Source organism: Gordonia sp. (in: high G+C Gram-positive bacteria) (genome assembly GCF_047602025.1).
Lineage (GTDB): Bacteria > Actinomycetota > Actinomycetes > Mycobacteriales > Mycobacteriaceae > Gordonia.
Window position 1 is genome coordinate 2,915,300 of sequence record NZ_JASGII010000001.1, and the last position, 16,285, is coordinate 2,931,584.

The window sequence follows — 16,285 nt, forward strand, 5'->3', positions numbered from 1 at the left end:
GATCCGCAGCCGGACCCGACTCGTCCGGTCTAGCGCTGGGCGACCTGCGTCGGCACGATCGGCGCCGGCAGGTCCGTCGTCCCCATCAGGTAGCGGTCGGCCGCCGCGGCCGCCGACCGGCCCTCGGCGATGGCCCACACGATGAGCGACTGGCCGCGGCCGGCGTCACCGGCGACGAAGACGCCCGGCTGGGTGGAGAACTCGTCGTCGCGCTTGATGTTGCCGCGCGCGTCGTACTCGACGCCGAGCTTGTCCAAGAGATCGCCGCGCTCGGGGCCGACGAAGCCCATCGCGAGCAGGACCAGGTCCGCCTCGAGCTCGAAGTCGCTGCCGTCGACCTTCTCGAATCGGCCGCCGGACATCTTCACCTCGTGCGCCTTGAGCGCGGTGACCTTGCCGCCCTTGCCGGTGAACTCCTCGGTGTTCACGCTGAAGACGCGCTCGCCGCCCTCTTCGTGGGCCGAGGACACGCGGAACATCAGCGGGTAGGTCGGCCACGGGGTCGAGTCGGCGCGCTCGCCCGGCGGGCGCGGCATGATCTCGAACTGGTGGACGCTCTTGGCGCCCTGGCGCAGCGAGGTGCCCAGGCAGTCGGCGCCGGTGTCGCCACCGCCGATGATGACGACGGCCTTGTCCTTGGCGGTGATCTGGCCGGTGACCTCGTCGCCGAGCTGCACGCGGTTGGCCTGCGGCAGGAACTCCATCGCCTGGTGGATGCCGTCGAGTTCGCGGCCGGGGATCGGCAGGTCGCGCCCGATGGTCGAACCGACCGCCAGCACGACCGCGTCGTAGTCGCCGCGCAGCTGCTCGACGGTGACGTCGACGCCGACGTTCACGCCGGTGCGGAACTCGGTGCCCTCGGCCTCCATCTGCTCGAGCCGACGGTCGATGTACTTCTTCTCCATCTTGAACTCGGGGATGCCGTAGCGCAGCAGTCCGCCGATCCGGTCGGCGCGCTCGAAGAGCGTCACCGTGTGGCCGGCGCGGGTGAGCTGCTGGGCGGCGGCCAGGCCCGCGGGGCCCGACCCGACGACGGCGACCTTCTTGCCGGTGCGGACCGTCGGCGGCACCGGCTCGACGCCGGTGGTCGCGAACGCGTTCTCGATGAGCTCGACCTCGACCTGCTTGATGGTGACGGCCGGCTGGTTGATGCCCAGCACGCACGACGCCTCACACGGAGCCGGGCACAGGCGGCCGGTGAACTCCGGGAAGTTGTTCGTCGCGTGCAGGCGCTCGATGCCGTCCTTCCAGCGGTCCCGGTAGACCAGGTCGTTCCACTCCGGGATCAGGTTGCCCAGCGGGCAGCCGTTGTGGCAGAACGGGACGCCGCAGTCCATGCAGCGGCTCGCCTGGGTCTTCAGCGTGTCCTTCTCGAACTCGGTGTAGACCTCGTTCCAGTCGAGCAGGCGCAGCGGCACCGGGCGCCGCGTCGGGAGCTCGCGCTCGGTGTGCTTGAGGAATCCGCGCTGGTCAGCCATTTGCCGCCTCCATGATCGCGTCGTTGACATCGCGGCCGTCGCGCTCGGCGGCCTCGATGGCGAGCAGTACCCGCTTGTAGTCCCGGGGCATCACCTTCCGGAAATGGCCCTGCTGCGCCTTGAAGTCCTTGAGGATCTTCGCGGCCACCGGCGAACCGGTCTCGTCGCGGTAGTCCGCGATGGTCGCCTGCAGGAACTCCACGTCCTCGGGATCGAGCTGCTCGATGTCGACCAACTCGGGGTTGAGGTTCTCGACCAGCGCGTTATCCGGGTCGTAGAAGTAGGCGATGCCGCCGGACATGCCGGCCGCGACGTTGCGCCCGGTCGCGCCGAGCACGATCACCCGGCCGCCGGTCATGTACTCGCAGGCGTGGTCGCCGACGCCCTCGACGACGGCCGTGACGCCCGAGTTGCGGACGCAGAACCGCTCGCCGACGATGCCGCGCAGGTAGATCGTGCCGGCGGTCGCGCCGAACCCGATCACGTTGCCGGCGATGATGTTCTCCTCGGCGACGAAGCCCTTCGGCATCGACTCGGTCGGGCGGACGACGATGCGGCCGCCGGACAGGCCCTTGCCGACGAAGTCGTTCGCGTCGCCCTGCAGCCGCAGGGTCACGCCGGCCGGGACGAAGGCGCCGAAGCTGTTGCCGGCCGACCCGGTGAACGCGACCTGGATCGTGTCGTCGGGCAGACCCTGCGCGCCGTGCACCTTGGTGACCTCGTGGCCGAGCATGGTGCCGACGGTGCGGTTGACGTTGCTGATGCCCATCGTGATGGAGATGGGCGTCGCGTTGTCGATGGCCGCGCGGCTCTGCGCGATGAGCTCCTGGTCGAGCGCCTTGTCCAGCGCGTGGTCCTGGCGGCCCGAGCAGTAGCGGTCCTGGTTCATGAACGGCGACTCCGGCTCGGCCAGGATCGGGCTCAGGTCGAGCTTGCCGGCCTTCGAGTCGCGCCAGTGCGCCAGCGCCTTGGAGGTGTCGAGCGCCTCGATCTGGCCGACCGCCTCCTGCAGAGTGCGGAAGCCCAGGCGCGCGAGCAGCTCGCGCACCTCCTCGGCGATGTAGAGCATGAAGTTCTCGACGAACTCCGGCTTGCCGGTGAAGCGCTCGCGCAGCAGCGGGTTCTGCGTGGCGACGCCGACCGGGCAGGTGTCGAGGTGGCAGACCCGCATCATCACGCAGCCGGACACGACGAGCGGGGCGGTCGCGAAACCGAACTCCTCGCCGCCGAGCAGCGCGGCGATCATCACGTCGCGACCGGTCTTGAGCTGGCCGTCGACCTGCACGACGATGCGGTCGCGCAGACCGTTGAGCAGCAGCGTCTGCTGGGTCTCGGCCAGGCCGATCTCCCACGGGGCGCCGGCGTGCTTGAGCGAAGTCAGCGGGCTCGCACCCGTGCCGCCGTCGAAGCCGGAGATGAGCACGACGTCGGCGTGCGCCTTGGAGACGCCCGCGGCGACCGTGCCGACGCCGATCTCGGAGACGAGCTTCACGTGGATGCGCGCCTGCGGGTTGGCGTTCTTCAGGTCGTGGATCAGCTGCGCCAGATCCTCGATCGAGTAGATGTCGTGGTGCGGCGGCGGCGAGATGAGACCGACGCCGGGCGTGCTGCCGCGGACCTCGGCGACCCACGGGTACACCTTGTGCGGCGGCAGCTGGCCGCCCTCGCCGGGCTTGGCGCCCTGCGCCATCTTGATCTGGATGTCGGTGCAGTTGGTCAGGTAGTGGCTGGTCACGCCGAAGCGGCCGGACGCCACCTGCTTGATCGCCGACCGGCGCCAGTCGCCGTTCTCGTCGTAGCTGAAGCGACGCGGGTCCTCGCCGCCCTCGCCGGAGTTCGACTTGCCGCCGAGGCGGTTCATCGCGATGGCGAGGGTTTCGTGGGCCTCGGCCGAGATCGAGCCGTAGCTCATCGCGCCGGTGGAGAAGCGCTTGACGATCTCGCTGGCCGGTTCGACCTTGTCGATCGGGATCGGGTCGCGGTCGCCGAACTTGAAGTCGAACAGGCCGCGCAGGGTGCCCAGGCGGCGCGACTGGTCGTCGACGAGCTGGGTGTACTCCTTGAACACCGAGTACTGGCCGGTGCGCGTGGAGTGCTGGAGCTTGAACACCGTGTCCGGGTTGAACAGGTGGTACTCGCCCTCGCGGCGCCACTGGTACTCGCCGCCGACCTCGAGCTCGCGGTGCGCCCACTCGGACGGGTTCGCGAGGAAGGCCAGGTGGTGGCGGGCGGCCACCTCGGCGGCGATCTCGTCGAGGCCGATGCCGTCGAGCTGGCTGTTGCAGCCGGTGAAGAACTCGTCGACGGTGTCCTGGCTCAGGCCGATGATCTGGAACAGCTGGGCGCCGTTGTACGACGGGACCGTCGAGATGCCCATCTTGCTCATCACCTTCAGCACGCCCTTGCCGGCGGCCTTGATGTAGTTGGCGCGCGCGGTGGCGAAGTCGGAGGCGTGGTCGCCGGTGGCGCCGGCGATGACGCCCGACTCCAGCATGTCCTCGATCGACTCGAAGGCCATGTACGGGTTGATCGCCGACGCGCCGAAGCCGATCAGCGTCGCCATGTGGTGCACCTCGCGGGCGTCGCCGGCCTCGACGATCAGGCTGGCGCGGCCGCGCGTCTGCTCGCGGACCAGGTGGTGGTGGACCGCGGAGGTCAGCAGCAGCGACGGGATCGGGGCGAGCGTCTCGTCCGACTCGCGGTCGGACAGGATGATCAGCCGTGCACCGTCGGCGATAGCCGCCGACACCTTGGCGCGGACCTCGTCGAGGGCCTTGCGCAGGCCCTCGCCGCCCTCGGCCACCGGGTAGAGGCCGTGGATGTGCACCGACGGGAAGCCGGTGCCCTTGCCGTCGATCTTGATCAGGCGCTGCAGGTCGTCGTTGTCGAGGATCGGGCTGGGCAGCACGATCTGCTTGGCCGACTCGGGCGTCGGCTTGAGCAGGTCGCGCTCGCCGCCGATGCGCTGGCCGATGCTGGTGACGACCTCCTCGCGGATGGCGTCCAGCGGCGGGTTGGTCACCTGGGCGAACAGCTGCTGGAAGTAGTCGAACAGCAGTCGCGAGCGCGCCGACAGCACGGCCACCGGAGTGTCGGTGCCCATCGAGCCGATCGCCTCGGCGCCGGTCGCCGCCATCGGCTTGAGGAGGATGTTCAGGTCCTCGGTGGTGTAGCCGAACAGCTGCTGGCGGTGCGCCACGCGCTTGTGCGACATGTGGATGTGCTCGGGCGCGGGCAGCTCGGCCAGCTTGATCTGGTTGTCGTCGAGCCACTGTTGGTACGGGTGCTCGGCGGCCAGCTGATCCTTGATCTCGACGTCGTCGACGATGCGGCCCTGCTCGGTGTCGACCAGGAACATCTTGCCCGGCTGCAGGCGCAGCTTCTGCACGACGTCGGCGTGGTCGATGTCGAGGACGCCGACCTCGGAGCCGAGGACGACCAGGCCGTCCTTGGTGACCCAGATGCGCGAGGGACGCAGGCCGTTGCGGTCGAGGACCGCGCCGATGACCGAGCCGTCGGTGAAGCAGACCGACGCCGGTCCGTCCCAGGCCTCCATGAGCGCCGAGTGGTACTCGTAGAACGCCCGGTGCTCGGGCTTCATCGACTCGTGGCGCTCCCACGCCTCGGGAATCATCATCAGGACCGCGTGCGGCAGGCTGCGGCCGCCGAGGTGCAGCAGCTCGAGCGCCTCGTCGAAGCGCGCGGTATCCGAGGCGCCGGGGGTGCAGACCGGGAAGATGCGGTCGCCGCCCTCGCCGAGGACCGAGGTGTCCATGAGCGCCTCGCGGGCGCGCATCCAGTTCTCGTTGCCGTTGACGGTGTTGATCTCGCCATTGTGCGCGACGCGGCGGTACGGGTGCGCCAGCGGCCAGCTCGGGAAGGTGTTGGTCGAGAAGCGCGAGTGCACCAGGCCCAGCGCGGAGACGACGCGGTCGTCCTGCAGGTCGAGGTAGAAGCCGCGCAGCTGCGGGGTGGTCAACATGCCCTTGTAGACGAAGGTGCGGCCGGACAGGCTGGGGAAGTACACCGTGCCCGACGCCTCGGCGCCCTGGCCGGCGCCCTTGTGGCCCAGTTCGTGCTCGACGCGCTTGCGGACGATGTACGCCTTGCGCTCCAGGTCGTCGCCGTCGGCGCCGCCGATGAAGATCTGTCGGAACGTCGGCATGGCGTCGCGGGCGAGCGCGCCGATCGACGAGTCGTCGACGGGGACCTCGCGCCAGCCGAGGACGGTCAGGCCCTCGGCCTCGACGATCTTGTCGACGCCCTCGACGGCGGTCTTGGCGTCCTGGGCGCCCTGCGGCAGGAAGGCGATGCCCGAGGCGTAAGCACCCTGCGCGGGGAGGTCGAAGTCGACGACCTCGCGGAAGTAGGCGTCCGGGATCTGGATCAGGATGCCCGCGCCGTCACCGGTGTTCGGCTCGGCGCCCGCGGCACCGCGGTGCTCGAGGTTGACCAGCGCGGTGATCGCCTTCTCGACGATGTCGCGGCTCTTGCGGCCGTGCATGTCGACGACGAACGCGACGCCACACGCGTCGTGCTCATTGGCGGGATCGTAGAGACCGACCGGTCCCGGAGCTTGCTTCATGATCGCCCCTTGCACTCAAACGGTGCGCGACGCTGGGCACCCCAAACATTAAGACTGTGGGTGAATATCGTCGCGGGCTGCGCGACGAGGGTCAGCGTCGTTGCTGACGATTCATCTGTGCGGCCATTCTCCCACGCGCGAGTCCGCCACGGGAAATCGGTTTGACGACAATCACATTTCCCGTCGGTGACCTGCGTGTTTCGCGCGCGGCGGCGAGTGCGGAGCAGTACAGTCGGAATTCGTGAGCGTGAACACCGGTGTTCCGGGCGCACGAGGATCCCTCCGGGCCCGTGCGCTCAACGGTTCGATGACCCGCGTCGTGCAGCCGGCATTCGGCCTCGCGACGCTGGGGAACCGGCAGATCCTGTCCGCCATGCGGCCGCTCGTGAACCGAACGATCAACGTCGCCAGTCCGGTGCCGTCGGGCACCCGCACCGAGAACGTGCGGGCGACCGCCGCTTCGGGCCAGGTGCGCGGCGAATGGGTATGGGGCCCGGGCGTCGGGCAGCGCCGGGTCGCTGACACCCCCGTCATCTACTACCTGCACGGGTCGGGCTATGTGATCTGCAATCCGCGCACCCACCGCGGCCTGGTGTCGCGGCTGTCCCGCCAAACCGACCGCGTCGCCTTCTCGCTCGACTACCGGCTCGCCCCCGAGCACCAGTTCCCCGCGGCGGGCGACGACACCGTCCGCGGGTACGAGTGGCTGCTCGACCAGGGCTACCGCCCCGAGAACATCGTCGTCGCCGGGGATTCCGCCGGCGGACACCTGGCCATGGACCTGCTGGCCGACAACCAAGCGCAGTCGCGACCACAGCCGCGCGCGATGGTGCTGTTCTCCCCGCTGATGGACCCGACCTTCGGCCTGGCCATCGCCCGCGAGGCGCGCGGACTGAAGGACCCCATCATCAAGGCCAAGGCCGGTCAGCACTTCCTGGACATGTACACCGCCGGTGCGCCGGCCGACCACCCGCGGATGACGGTGTCGCTGCGCCCGTCGGGGGATCTGCCGACCACGCTCATCCAGGTCGGCGCGCGCGAGGTGATGAGCGACGACGCCCGCTTCCTGCATGCCGCGCTCATCGCCGCCGGGGCCGAGTCGGAGCTGCAGCTGTGGCCCGACCAGGGGCACGTGTTCCAGATGTTCCCCGGGCTCACCCCCGAGTCCCGCCGCGCTGTGAGCGAAGCCGCGAAGTTCGTCCGTTCGGTAGCATGAATCCCACCGGCGCGGGATGTCCGAAATCGCCCGTCGCCACTATGAAGGAGAGCCCCAGTGGCAGAACTTGACGACCTCTTGAAGTCCATCAACGTCGGCGACATCGCGTCGAAGCTCGGCGTCGACGAGGCGACCGCCGAGGCCACCATCCAGCAGGCGGTGCCCACGCTGCTGCACGGCCTGCACGCGCAGGAGCAGACCCCGGGCCCGGCTCCCGAGGAGCTGACCAAGGCCGCCGACGCCGGTGACGGCGAGGGCCTGGTGAACGGCCTGTTCGGCAAGAAGACCGACAAGGTCGCCGAGGCCGCGGCCAAGCACGGCCCGGCCAACGTGCAGCCCGACCTGATCAAGAAGGTCCTGCCGATGCTGGCTCCGATCGTCATCGCCTACGTCACCCAGAAGTTCCTCGGCGGCCAGGGCGGCCAGCAGCAGGCGGGCGGCCAGCCGGTCCCCGGCCAGCAGCCCCCGTCGGCCGGTGACCCGTCGGCCCAGCAGCAGCCGCAGGCGGCCCCCGCCGGCGGTGCCGGTGGCGCACTCGGCCAGATCCTGGGCGGCGCGCTCGGCGGCGGCGGCGCGGGCGGCGGCCTCGGCAACATCCTGGGCAGCGTCCTCGGCGGCGGCCAGCAGGGCGGCGGCGCCGGTGGCGCGCTGGGCAACGTGCTCGGCAGCATCCTGGGCGGCAAGAAGTAGCCCGCATTTGATCGACGGACGGCCGTCGCGTTCCACGGGGGACGCGGCGGCCGTTTCGCGTTAGGCTGCCAAGGTGCGTCGCGCCTTCCTCGTCTTCCTCGCCGCCCTGCTGACCGCCGTCGGCCTGGTCCTCCCGCTGTCCCTGGGCAGCATCAGCGGGCGCAGCGGCGGCTCCGTCGACCCGGTGACCATCAGCAACTTCGCGGCCGACTACAAGATCGACGCGAACGGCAAGCTGACCGCCACGGAAACGCTCACCACCGACTTCCCGTCGCTGCGGCACGGCATCTTCAAGTACTTCGACCTCGCCGACTCGTCGAACACGCATGTGCGGTACGTGCCGAAGGACATCAAGGTCACCCTCGACGGCCACGAGGAGCCGTTCGTCACGCGCTGGGAGCGCGGCCGGCGGATCTACGTCACCAAGGTCGGGTCCGCCGACCGGTACCTGGACCCGGGCCAGCACGTGTACACGATCAGCTACACCATCGACGGGGTGCTGGAACCGGCCAACACGCGCCCCGGCGAGGGCGAGGTGTCCTCCAGTTGGGGCGACAAGACGCGGGCCCGGTTCCGGTGGCGCGTCGTCGCCGACGGCTGGTCGATGCCGATCCAGGCCTCGACGGTCACCGTGCACCTGCCGGCCAACGCCATCACCACCACCTGCGCGACGAGCAACAACACCCCCTGCGAGGACCGCAACACCGACCCGCGGACCGTCGTGGTGAGCACCGGTCAGCTCGGCACGTACAACGGCGTCGCGCTGCTGGCCGACCTCGAACTCGCGCCGCCCAAGCGCGCCACGGTGCCGTGGGCGATCCAGCTCGACCCGATGCTCGGCCGGTCGCTGCTGTTGGTGCTGCTCACGCTGCTGGCGTCGCTGGTGACCTTCGGCCTCGGGTTGTGGTGGACGTGGCGCAGCCGCGAGGAGATCCCGCTGCTGCCGGTCATGTTCGAACCGCCGACCGATCAGGCGGGCAAGACTCTCTCCCCGGTGCAGGCGTACTACGTCACGCGGGAGTCGCAGCCGACCAAGGGACTGACCGCCACGCTGCTCTTCATGGCGGAGCAGAAGTTGGCCCACATCGTCCGCGAGGACAACGGCGACTTCACGATCGTCTCCGACGCCGACGCGCACCAGTGGGAGCAGACCGATCCGGTCACCCTGGGCGTCGCGCGTTCACTGGGCATCGCGAGCGGCAAGGGTGCCTCCTTCAAGGCCGACGGCTCGGTGTCCGCGGGCGAGGAGCTGCAACAGGCCCAGTCCTCGATGGCGTCCAACGCCCGCATCTGGGGCGTGCAGTCCGGGGCGATCGCCCGCAGCGGCTTCGAGACCACCGGTCGGATGCTCGTCGGCCTCGCCTTCGCCCTCGCGGCGCTGCTGTTCATCTTCCAGTGGTATCCGTTCTCCCTCGCGGTGCTGCCGATCGCGGCCTTCGTCATCGGCGGCGCCGGCCTGTTCGTCAGCGGCGTCGGCACGCGGCGCACCCTGCTCGGTCGCGACCTGTGGTCGCGGGCGGGCGGCTTCGAGCGCCTGCTGTCGACCGACTCCAACAAGGAGCGGTTGGACTTCTCCGCGCGCAAGGACCTCTACACCTCGTTCATCCCGTACGCCGTCGCCTTCGGTGCGGCCGCCGCCTGGGCGAACAAGTACCGACTGGCGATGGGCACCGAGCCGCCGACGCCGCCGTGGATCGTCTCCCCGACCGGCGCCCCGGTCCCGGCGATCATGCTCAGCGGCCCCGGTGGCATCGGCAGTTTCGAGTCCAGCCTGTCGTCGTCGATCTCCGCGTACACCGCGAGCCAGGCCGCCTCGAGCAGCAGTGGCGGCGGCTTCTCCGGGGGCGGCTTCTCCGGCGGCGGTGGCGGCGGCGGTGGCGGCGGCTCCTGGTAGCGCCCGCCGGCACCGCGAATCCCGGTAATCTCTAGACCAACACCTACGAAAGGGGACCGACGTGTCCGCTGTTGCAATCGTCCTGATCGTCATCGTGGCGCTCATCGCCGCGCTGGTGCTGTTCGGCATCACCGGCTTCAACAAGCTGCGCAAGGCCGACATCGCCGCGCAGGAGGCGCTCGGCGGCATCGACGTCCAGCTCACCCGCCGCGCCGACCTGATCCCGAACCTGGTCAACACCGTCAAGGGCTACGCCACCCACGAGAAGGAACTCTTCGAAGAGGTGACCAAGGCCCGCGCCTCGGTGCAGCAGGCCGCGCAGAGCGGCACCGTCGAGCAGAAGGCCGCCGCCGACGCCGGCCTGACCGGTGTGCTGGGCCGCCTGTTCGCGGTCGCCGAGAACTACCCGCAGCTGCAGGCCTCGCAGAACTTCATGCAGCTGCAGAGCGAGCTGGGCGACACCGAGAACAAGATCAGCTTCGCCCGGCAGTACTACAACGACGCCGTGTCACAGCTGAACCAGCTGGTGAAGACCGTGCCGTGGATGTTCTTCAGCGGCGTGGCCGGCGTGAAGGCCCGCGACTTCTACCAGGCGCCCGAGGGCCAGCAGGCTCCGCCGCAGGTGCAGTTCTAGGCCGGACTAGTCGGGGTTTCGCGGGTATCGCGCGCGGATCCAGCCGTAGCACCAGGTGCTGGTCAGCAGCGCGATGAACGAGCCGATCGACGGCCAGAACCACACGTTGCTCGGCCCCAGGCCGCCGTGGTTGCGGGCGCTGAGGATCCAGGCGATGACCGAGAGGATCACGGCGATGGTCGCGAACACGCGCACCACCAAGAGCACCGTCGCGAGCAACGACCAGGTCGCCTCTTTAGCCTTCTCCGCTGCCATGGGGACAGCGTAGCCGGATATTCGCCGTATCCCGGTAGGCCCTAGGGCCCGAGTTTCGCCAGATCAGCGATGGTGTCGGCCTGCGCGGGCGTCTTGTCCGGTCGGTAGCGCAGCACCCGGGCGAAGCGCAGCGCGAGGCCGCCGGGGTAGCGGGAGCTGCGCTGCACGCCGTCGACGGCGACCTCGACGACCAGCTCCGGACGCAGGTAGACGGTGTGGGAGTCCCGCGACGTCTCGTGCTTGGGGAACTCGGCGGTCTGCCAGGCGAGCAGTTCGTCGGTCATGCCCTTGAAGGTCTTCCCGACCATGATCGGCGGCCCGCCGTCGGGGTCGCGGGCGCCCAGGTGGATGTTCGAGAGCCACCCGCGCCGACGGCCCGAGCCCCATTCGGCCGCGAGCACGACCAGGTCGAAGGTGTGCACCGGTTTGATCTTCTGCCACGACCGTCCCCGTCGGCCCGCCGCGTAGACGCCCGTCGGCGACTTCACCATCACGCCCTCGTGCCCGTCGGCGACGACGCGCTCGAACTGCGCGTGGATCTCCTCGGCCCCGGTGAGCTCGACGCTGGGGATCCGCAGACCGGGCGCCACCGACTCGAGCGCGTCGAGGCGCCCGGTGAGCGGTTCGTCGATGAGGTCGGTGCCGTCGAGGTGCAGGCAGTCGAAGAAGAAGGGCGCCAGGCCGTCGCCGCCGAAGCCGCTCATCGTCTCTTGGAACGGGCGCGGTCGGCCGTCGTCGGTGAGCGCCAGGGTCTCTCCGTCGAGGATCGCCGCGTCGCAGGGCAGTGCGGCGACGAGTCGCGCGATCTCGGGGACCGCGCCGGTGATGTCGCGCAGCGACCGGGTGAACACCGCGATGTCGTCGCCGTTGCGGTGCACCTGGATCCGCGCGCCGTCGTACTTGGCGTCGACGATCACCCGCGGGCCGAGTTCCGCCCACGCCGCTTCGACGGAGTCGGCCGGGGTGGCGAGCATCGGCTCGAGCGGCCGACCGACCACGATCCCCAGCGCGGTCAGCGCATCGACCCCGCCGACGAGGGCGAGCCGCGCCGTCTCAGGCAGCGAGCCGGACAGCATGACGGCCCGTCGGACGATCGCCTTGTCGATGCCGGCGGCAACGGCCACCGCGTCGGTGACCACGCCCGCCAGGGCGCCCTGGCGCACCTCGCCGGAGAGGAGCCCGCGCAAGAGGTGTTGCTCGTCGACGGTGGCCGCGGCGAACAACTCGGCGATCGCGGACCCGCGGGCCGTCGCCGATCCGGCGCCGGACAGTCCGGCGACGCGGGTGAGCACGCTGTCGACGTCGTCGACGGTCAGCACGGGCGCGGGCGCCGGGGCCTGCCGACTCAGCTTGCCCAGGCTCGACCACCCGACGCCGATGCGTCCCTGCGGCAGGTGGCCGGCGAGCCACGCGGTGACGGTCCCGATCTCGTCGGGGTCGCACCGGCGCAGGAGGTCCGCGATGGCTGCCGTCTTCTCGGTGCGCGACCGGGTGGCCGCGACGACCGCCGACGTCGCGGCGACTTCGGCCAACCCAAGCCCGCTCATCCGACCATTGTCTACACGTCGGTGAGCTCGACGTCGCGGGTTTCGGGCGCGACGACGAGGGCGATCAGGGTGATCACGCCGACGCCAGCGAGATAGAGGCCGACGGCCGCGACCCCGTGGCGCGCGACGAGGGCCGTCGCGATGAAGGGCGCGATCGCGGCGCCGAGGATCGAGGCGACGTTGTACGCGATGCCCGATCCGGTGTAGCGGACGTTGGTCGGGAACAACTCGGGCAGGACCGCGCTCATCGGTCCGAAGATCAAGCCCATCAGAATCATGCCGACGACGAGGAAGCCGAGCATCGAGCCCTCGGTGGCGACGTCGGGCCCGAGGATCTTGCCGAAGACCAGGCCGAACGCGATGATGCCGACGGTGATCGGGATGAGGACCGGTTTGCGGCCGAGGCGGTCGGCGAGGAGCGCCGAGACCGGGATGAACGCGGCGAAGAAGCTCACCGCGATCAGCTGCAGCACGATGAACCGGGTCTCGCCGATGTCGAGGTTCGGTGCCCGCGCCTCGTCGAGCCCGCCGGTGCCGTACGCGCTCGACCACACCATGACCAGGTAGAACAGCGTGTACGCGGCGACGACGACCAGCGTGCCCAGGATCAGCGGGCGCCACGACGTGCGGAAGACCGTGGCCACCGGGGCGCGCAGCTTCTCGCCGGCGTCGACCGCCGCGCTGAAGACCGGCGTCTCGGTCAACCGCAGTCGCACGTAGAGGCCGACGATGACGATCAGCGCGCTGGCCAGGAAGGGCACCCGCCAGCCCCACACATAGAAGGGGTGATCGGTGGGCGAGGTGTTCTTGTCGAAACCCATCGGCAGCATGAGCGCCAGGTAGCTCGCGTTGGCGAGGAAGAAGCCGAGGGGAGCGCCGAGCTGCGGCCAGATCGCCGCCGCGCCGCGCTTGCCCTGCTCGGCCGTCTCGGTCGCCAGCAATGCCGCGCCCGACCATTCGCCGCCGAGGCCCACGCCCTGCGCGAAACGAAGCAGTGTCAGCAGGACCGGGGCCAGCAGGCCGACGGTCGCGTAGGTGGGCAGCAGGCCGATGAGGAAGGTCGCGACACCCATGGTCACGAGCGAGCCGACGAGCGTCGCCTTGCGGCCGATGCGGTCGCCGAAGTGCCCGAACAGCATCGAGCCGACCGGCCGCGCGACGAAGGCCACGCCGAAGACGGCGAAGGACGCGAGGAGGCTCGTCGTCTTGTTGCCGGTCGGGAAGAACAGCGCCGGGAAGACGAAGACCGCGGCGGTCGCATAGATGTAGAAGTCGAAGAACTCGATCGTGGTGCCGACCATCGACGCGACGATGATCCGTCGTCGGGGCACTGCGTCCGGCACCTGTGCTGCGGTCACCCGGCCGAGCCTACTGGGTGCGCCGCCTCCCCCAGATCGCCGAGTGGGCGGTCATTCTCCGCGACTGTGCGCACACTCGCCGTCGACTGTGCGCCCACTCGGCGGGGTTGGACCGCCCACTCGGCGAGGTTCGGCAGATCACGTACCTACAGCACGGCGTAGGAGCCGGACGATCCCGGGCGCAGGACACCGAGGTCGCTTCGCCCCAAGACTCGCGCCGGGGTGGTCGAACTCATCGCCACCGCCGCCAACAGTTCCGTCGGCGACGGCTCGTCCGCGCGCGGCAGGCCCAACCGCCGCTCGACCAGGCTCGCGACGACCGCGGTGCTCCCGGCGATCGTCTCCGACCCGGTCAGTCGCGCGACGCCGCCGGAGACCGTGACGTCGAGCGCACCCAACCGATATGGCCCGTCGGCCATCCCGGCCGCCGCCATCGCGTCGGACACCAGCGCGACGCGCCCGGTTCCCACACCGGCGACGACGGAGGCCACCACCCGATCGTCGAGGTGCACGCCGTCGGCGATGAGTTCGACGACCACGCGCGGGTCGTCGAGCAGGGCCAGCACCGGCCCGGGATCGCGATGACCGAACGGCCGCATCCCGTTGAACAGGTGTGTGGCGACGGTGGCGCCGCGATCGACCGCCGCCCGCACCGTGTCGTAGTCGGCATCGGTGTGCCCGACGGCCACGACGACGCCCGCCGCGACGAGCCGCTCGATCGCGGCCAGCGCGCCGGTTCGCTCCGGCGCAATGGTCACCATCGCGATCGTCCCGCGCCCGGCCTTGAGCAGCGCGTCGATCTCGGCGGGATCCGGATCGCGCATCGCCGCCGGATTCTGCGCGCCGCAGCGCGCCACCGACAGCCACGGCCCCTCCAGGTGGATGCCCGGCGCCGCGCCGTCACGGACCAGCGGCGCCAGTCGTCGCACCTGCTCCAGCAGCAGATCGGCAGGTGCGGTCACCAGGCTCAGCATCGTCGCGGCATTGCCGCGCGCGGCATGAAAGGCGAGCGCGGCGCGCACGTGGTCGAGGTCGGGATCGGCGAAGTCGTGTCCGCCGCCCCCGTGGCAGTGGAGGTCCACGTAGCCGGGCACGACGGTCCCGTCGACGACATGCGTGGGTTCGGCCGGCGCGCTGCCGGCTCCGCCGTCGACGACCGACCCATCGACGATCCGCAGCCATCCGGGCTCGAGCACCTCCCCGTCGTAGACGAGGCGCCCGGCTGCGACGACGCGTTCGGTCACCGCGCCCAGCGCCCGCCGTCGGTCCAGTACTGCTGGATGTCCTCGAGCGTCCGGCCCTTGGTCTCCGGCGCGAGCCGCGCGACGAACACGAACGCGACAACCGCGAGCGCCCCGAAGATCGCGAAGGTGCCCGCACCGCCGAGGCGGCTGTTGATCAGGGTGAGCGTGAATTGGGCGACGATCACGTTCGCCACCAGGTCGGAGGTCAGCATCGCCGACGACCCGTAGGAGCGCAGTCGCGCCGGGAAACTCTCCCCGGCGTACACCCAGACCAGCGCGCCGAACCCGAAGGAGAAGCCCATGGTGAACACCGCCAGCCCGGCGAAGCCCCACATCTGCCGGGCGGCGACGTCGTCGGCGAGCGGTCCGTAGACGACGATGAGGATCGCGGTGGCGACAATCATCGCGAAGATCCCGCCGAGCAGCAGCGGTCGTCGGCCGATCCGGTCGACCCAGCGCAGGGCGAGGATCACGGCGATCAGGCCGTAGCCCTGGACGAGGGCGGGCAGCAGCAGCTTGCCGAAGTCGTCGGTGTAGCCCATCTCCTCGAACAACCGCGGCCCGTAGACGGCGACCGCGTTGATGCCGGTGATCTGGATCAGAAAGCCCAGGCCCAGGACGAACGCCGTCGCCCGGACCCACGGCTTGCGGAGCATCTCGCGCAGGTGCCCGCCCGTCTCCGCGGCGAGCGCCGCGCGCATCTCGGCGAGCTCACCGTCGATGTCGGCGTCGGGGTCGACGGCGGCCAGGGCGGCGCGCGCCTCGTCGGCACGGCCCTTTGAGAGATACCAGCGCGGGGTGTCGGGCAGTCGCCACACCATCAGCAGCACCGCGAGCGACGGCACCAGGGCCAGGCCGAGCATCCACCGCCAGGCGCCGTGGCCGGCGAGGAAGTAGCCGATGACGAAGCCGCCGATGATGCCCAGGATGGTGGTCAGCTGGTAGGCCACGAGCATCGCGCCGCGGCTGCGCGCTGGGGCGGACTCGGCGACGAAGACCGGTACGACGACCAGGGAGACGCCGACCGTGACGCCCAGCAGCAGTCGGACCACGAGCAGCGTCGCGAAGTCGCCGGCCAGACCGGACAGCACGGCGAACAGGCCGTACCCGATGGCCACGCCGATCATCGACGCGCGGCGCCCGATCCGGTTGGCCAGCGGTCCGGCCAGCAGGGCTCCGACGATCGAGCCGATGACGGCGACCGTGTAGAGCCACTGCTTGCCGTTGTCGTCGAGGGTGAAGTCGCGGCCGACGTACTCCATGGCGGCGCCGATGTTGGACTGGTCGTAGCCGTAGACGAGGCCCATGCTGGCGGCGGCGACCGCCACCAACACGTTCAATCGGTTATGCACGCCCGTCCTTCCGCCACGCGATCGCGTTCGAT

General features: G+C 70.2%; 11 protein-coding genes. 4 read left to right on the forward strand and 7 right to left on the reverse strand.

Annotated features, from left to right (window positions below; genetic code table 11):
- Positions 1-29: 29 nt before the first annotated feature.
- Positions 30-1,478 (reverse strand): glutamate synthase subunit beta, encoded by a 1,449-nt coding sequence (locus QM728_RS14620; RefSeq protein WP_415032732.1) that lies wholly within the window; start codon positions 1,476-1,478, stop codon positions 30-32.
- The gene (gltB, locus tag QM728_RS14625; RefSeq protein WP_415032733.1) at positions 1,471-6,063 is read right to left on the reverse strand and encodes a glutamate synthase large subunit; all 4,593 of its coding nucleotides are present in this window, start codon (positions 6,061-6,063) and stop codon (positions 1,471-1,473) included. Before gltB ends, QM728_RS14620 begins: the two co-directional genes overlap by 8 nt.
- A 241-nt stretch (positions 6,064-6,304) precedes the next feature.
- Here gltB and QM728_RS14630 point away from each other — a divergent pair, with 241 nt between their 5' ends.
- The 4 genes from QM728_RS14630 (at position 6,305) to QM728_RS14645 (ending at position 10,497) form a co-directional block, all read left to right on the forward strand.
- The gene (locus tag QM728_RS14630; RefSeq protein WP_415032734.1) at positions 6,305-7,279 is read left to right on the forward strand and encodes an alpha/beta hydrolase; all 975 of its coding nucleotides are present in this window, start codon (positions 6,305-6,307) and stop codon (positions 7,277-7,279) included.
- A 57-nt stretch (positions 7,280-7,336) separates the two neighbouring features.
- Entirely contained in the window at positions 7,337-7,969 is a 633-nt protein-coding gene (locus QM728_RS14635; RefSeq protein WP_415032735.1) for a DUF937 domain-containing protein, read from the forward strand.
- 73 nt (positions 7,970-8,042) lie between these two features.
- The gene (locus QM728_RS14640) at positions 8,043-9,863 is read left to right on the forward strand and encodes a DUF2207 domain-containing protein (RefSeq protein ID WP_415032736.1); all 1,821 of its coding nucleotides are present in this window, start codon (positions 8,043-8,045) and stop codon (positions 9,861-9,863) included.
- Positions 9,864-9,924: 61 nt separating this feature from the next.
- Complete coding sequence (locus QM728_RS14645) at positions 9,925-10,497, forward strand: LemA family protein (protein ID WP_415032737.1); 573 nt, start codon at positions 9,925-9,927, stop codon at positions 10,495-10,497.
- Between the two features lie 6 nt (positions 10,498-10,503).
- On the opposite strand, the gene QM728_RS14650 is transcribed toward QM728_RS14645, so the two are convergent.
- From QM728_RS14650 to QM728_RS14670, 5 genes are all read right to left on the reverse strand, one after another.
- Positions 10,504-10,752, reverse strand: a complete 249-nt coding sequence (locus QM728_RS14650) for a hypothetical protein (protein ID WP_415032738.1) — start codon at positions 10,750-10,752, stop codon at positions 10,504-10,506.
- Positions 10,753-10,793: 41 nt separating this feature from the next.
- A complete protein-coding gene (locus QM728_RS14655) occupies positions 10,794-12,299 on the reverse strand; it encodes an ATP-dependent DNA ligase (protein ID WP_415032739.1) in 1,506 nt (501 codons plus the stop codon).
- 11 nt (positions 12,300-12,310) lie between these two features.
- Positions 12,311-13,657 carry an MFS transporter gene (locus QM728_RS14660; protein ID WP_415032740.1) on the reverse strand — a complete coding sequence of 449 codons (1,347 nt, stop codon included), beginning with the start codon at positions 13,655-13,657 and terminating at the stop codon, positions 12,311-12,313.
- Positions 13,658-13,803: 146 nt separating this feature from the next.
- Entirely contained in the window at positions 13,804-14,901 is a 1,098-nt protein-coding gene (locus tag QM728_RS14665) for an N-acetylglucosamine-6-phosphate deacetylase (RefSeq protein ID WP_415032741.1), read from the reverse strand.
- Entirely contained in the window at positions 14,898-16,253 is a 1,356-nt protein-coding gene (locus QM728_RS14670; RefSeq protein ID WP_415032742.1) for a sugar porter family MFS transporter, read from the reverse strand. The genes QM728_RS14665 and QM728_RS14670 overlap by 4 nt, the downstream gene beginning before the upstream one ends.
- Positions 16,254-16,285: the final 32 nt, after the last annotated feature.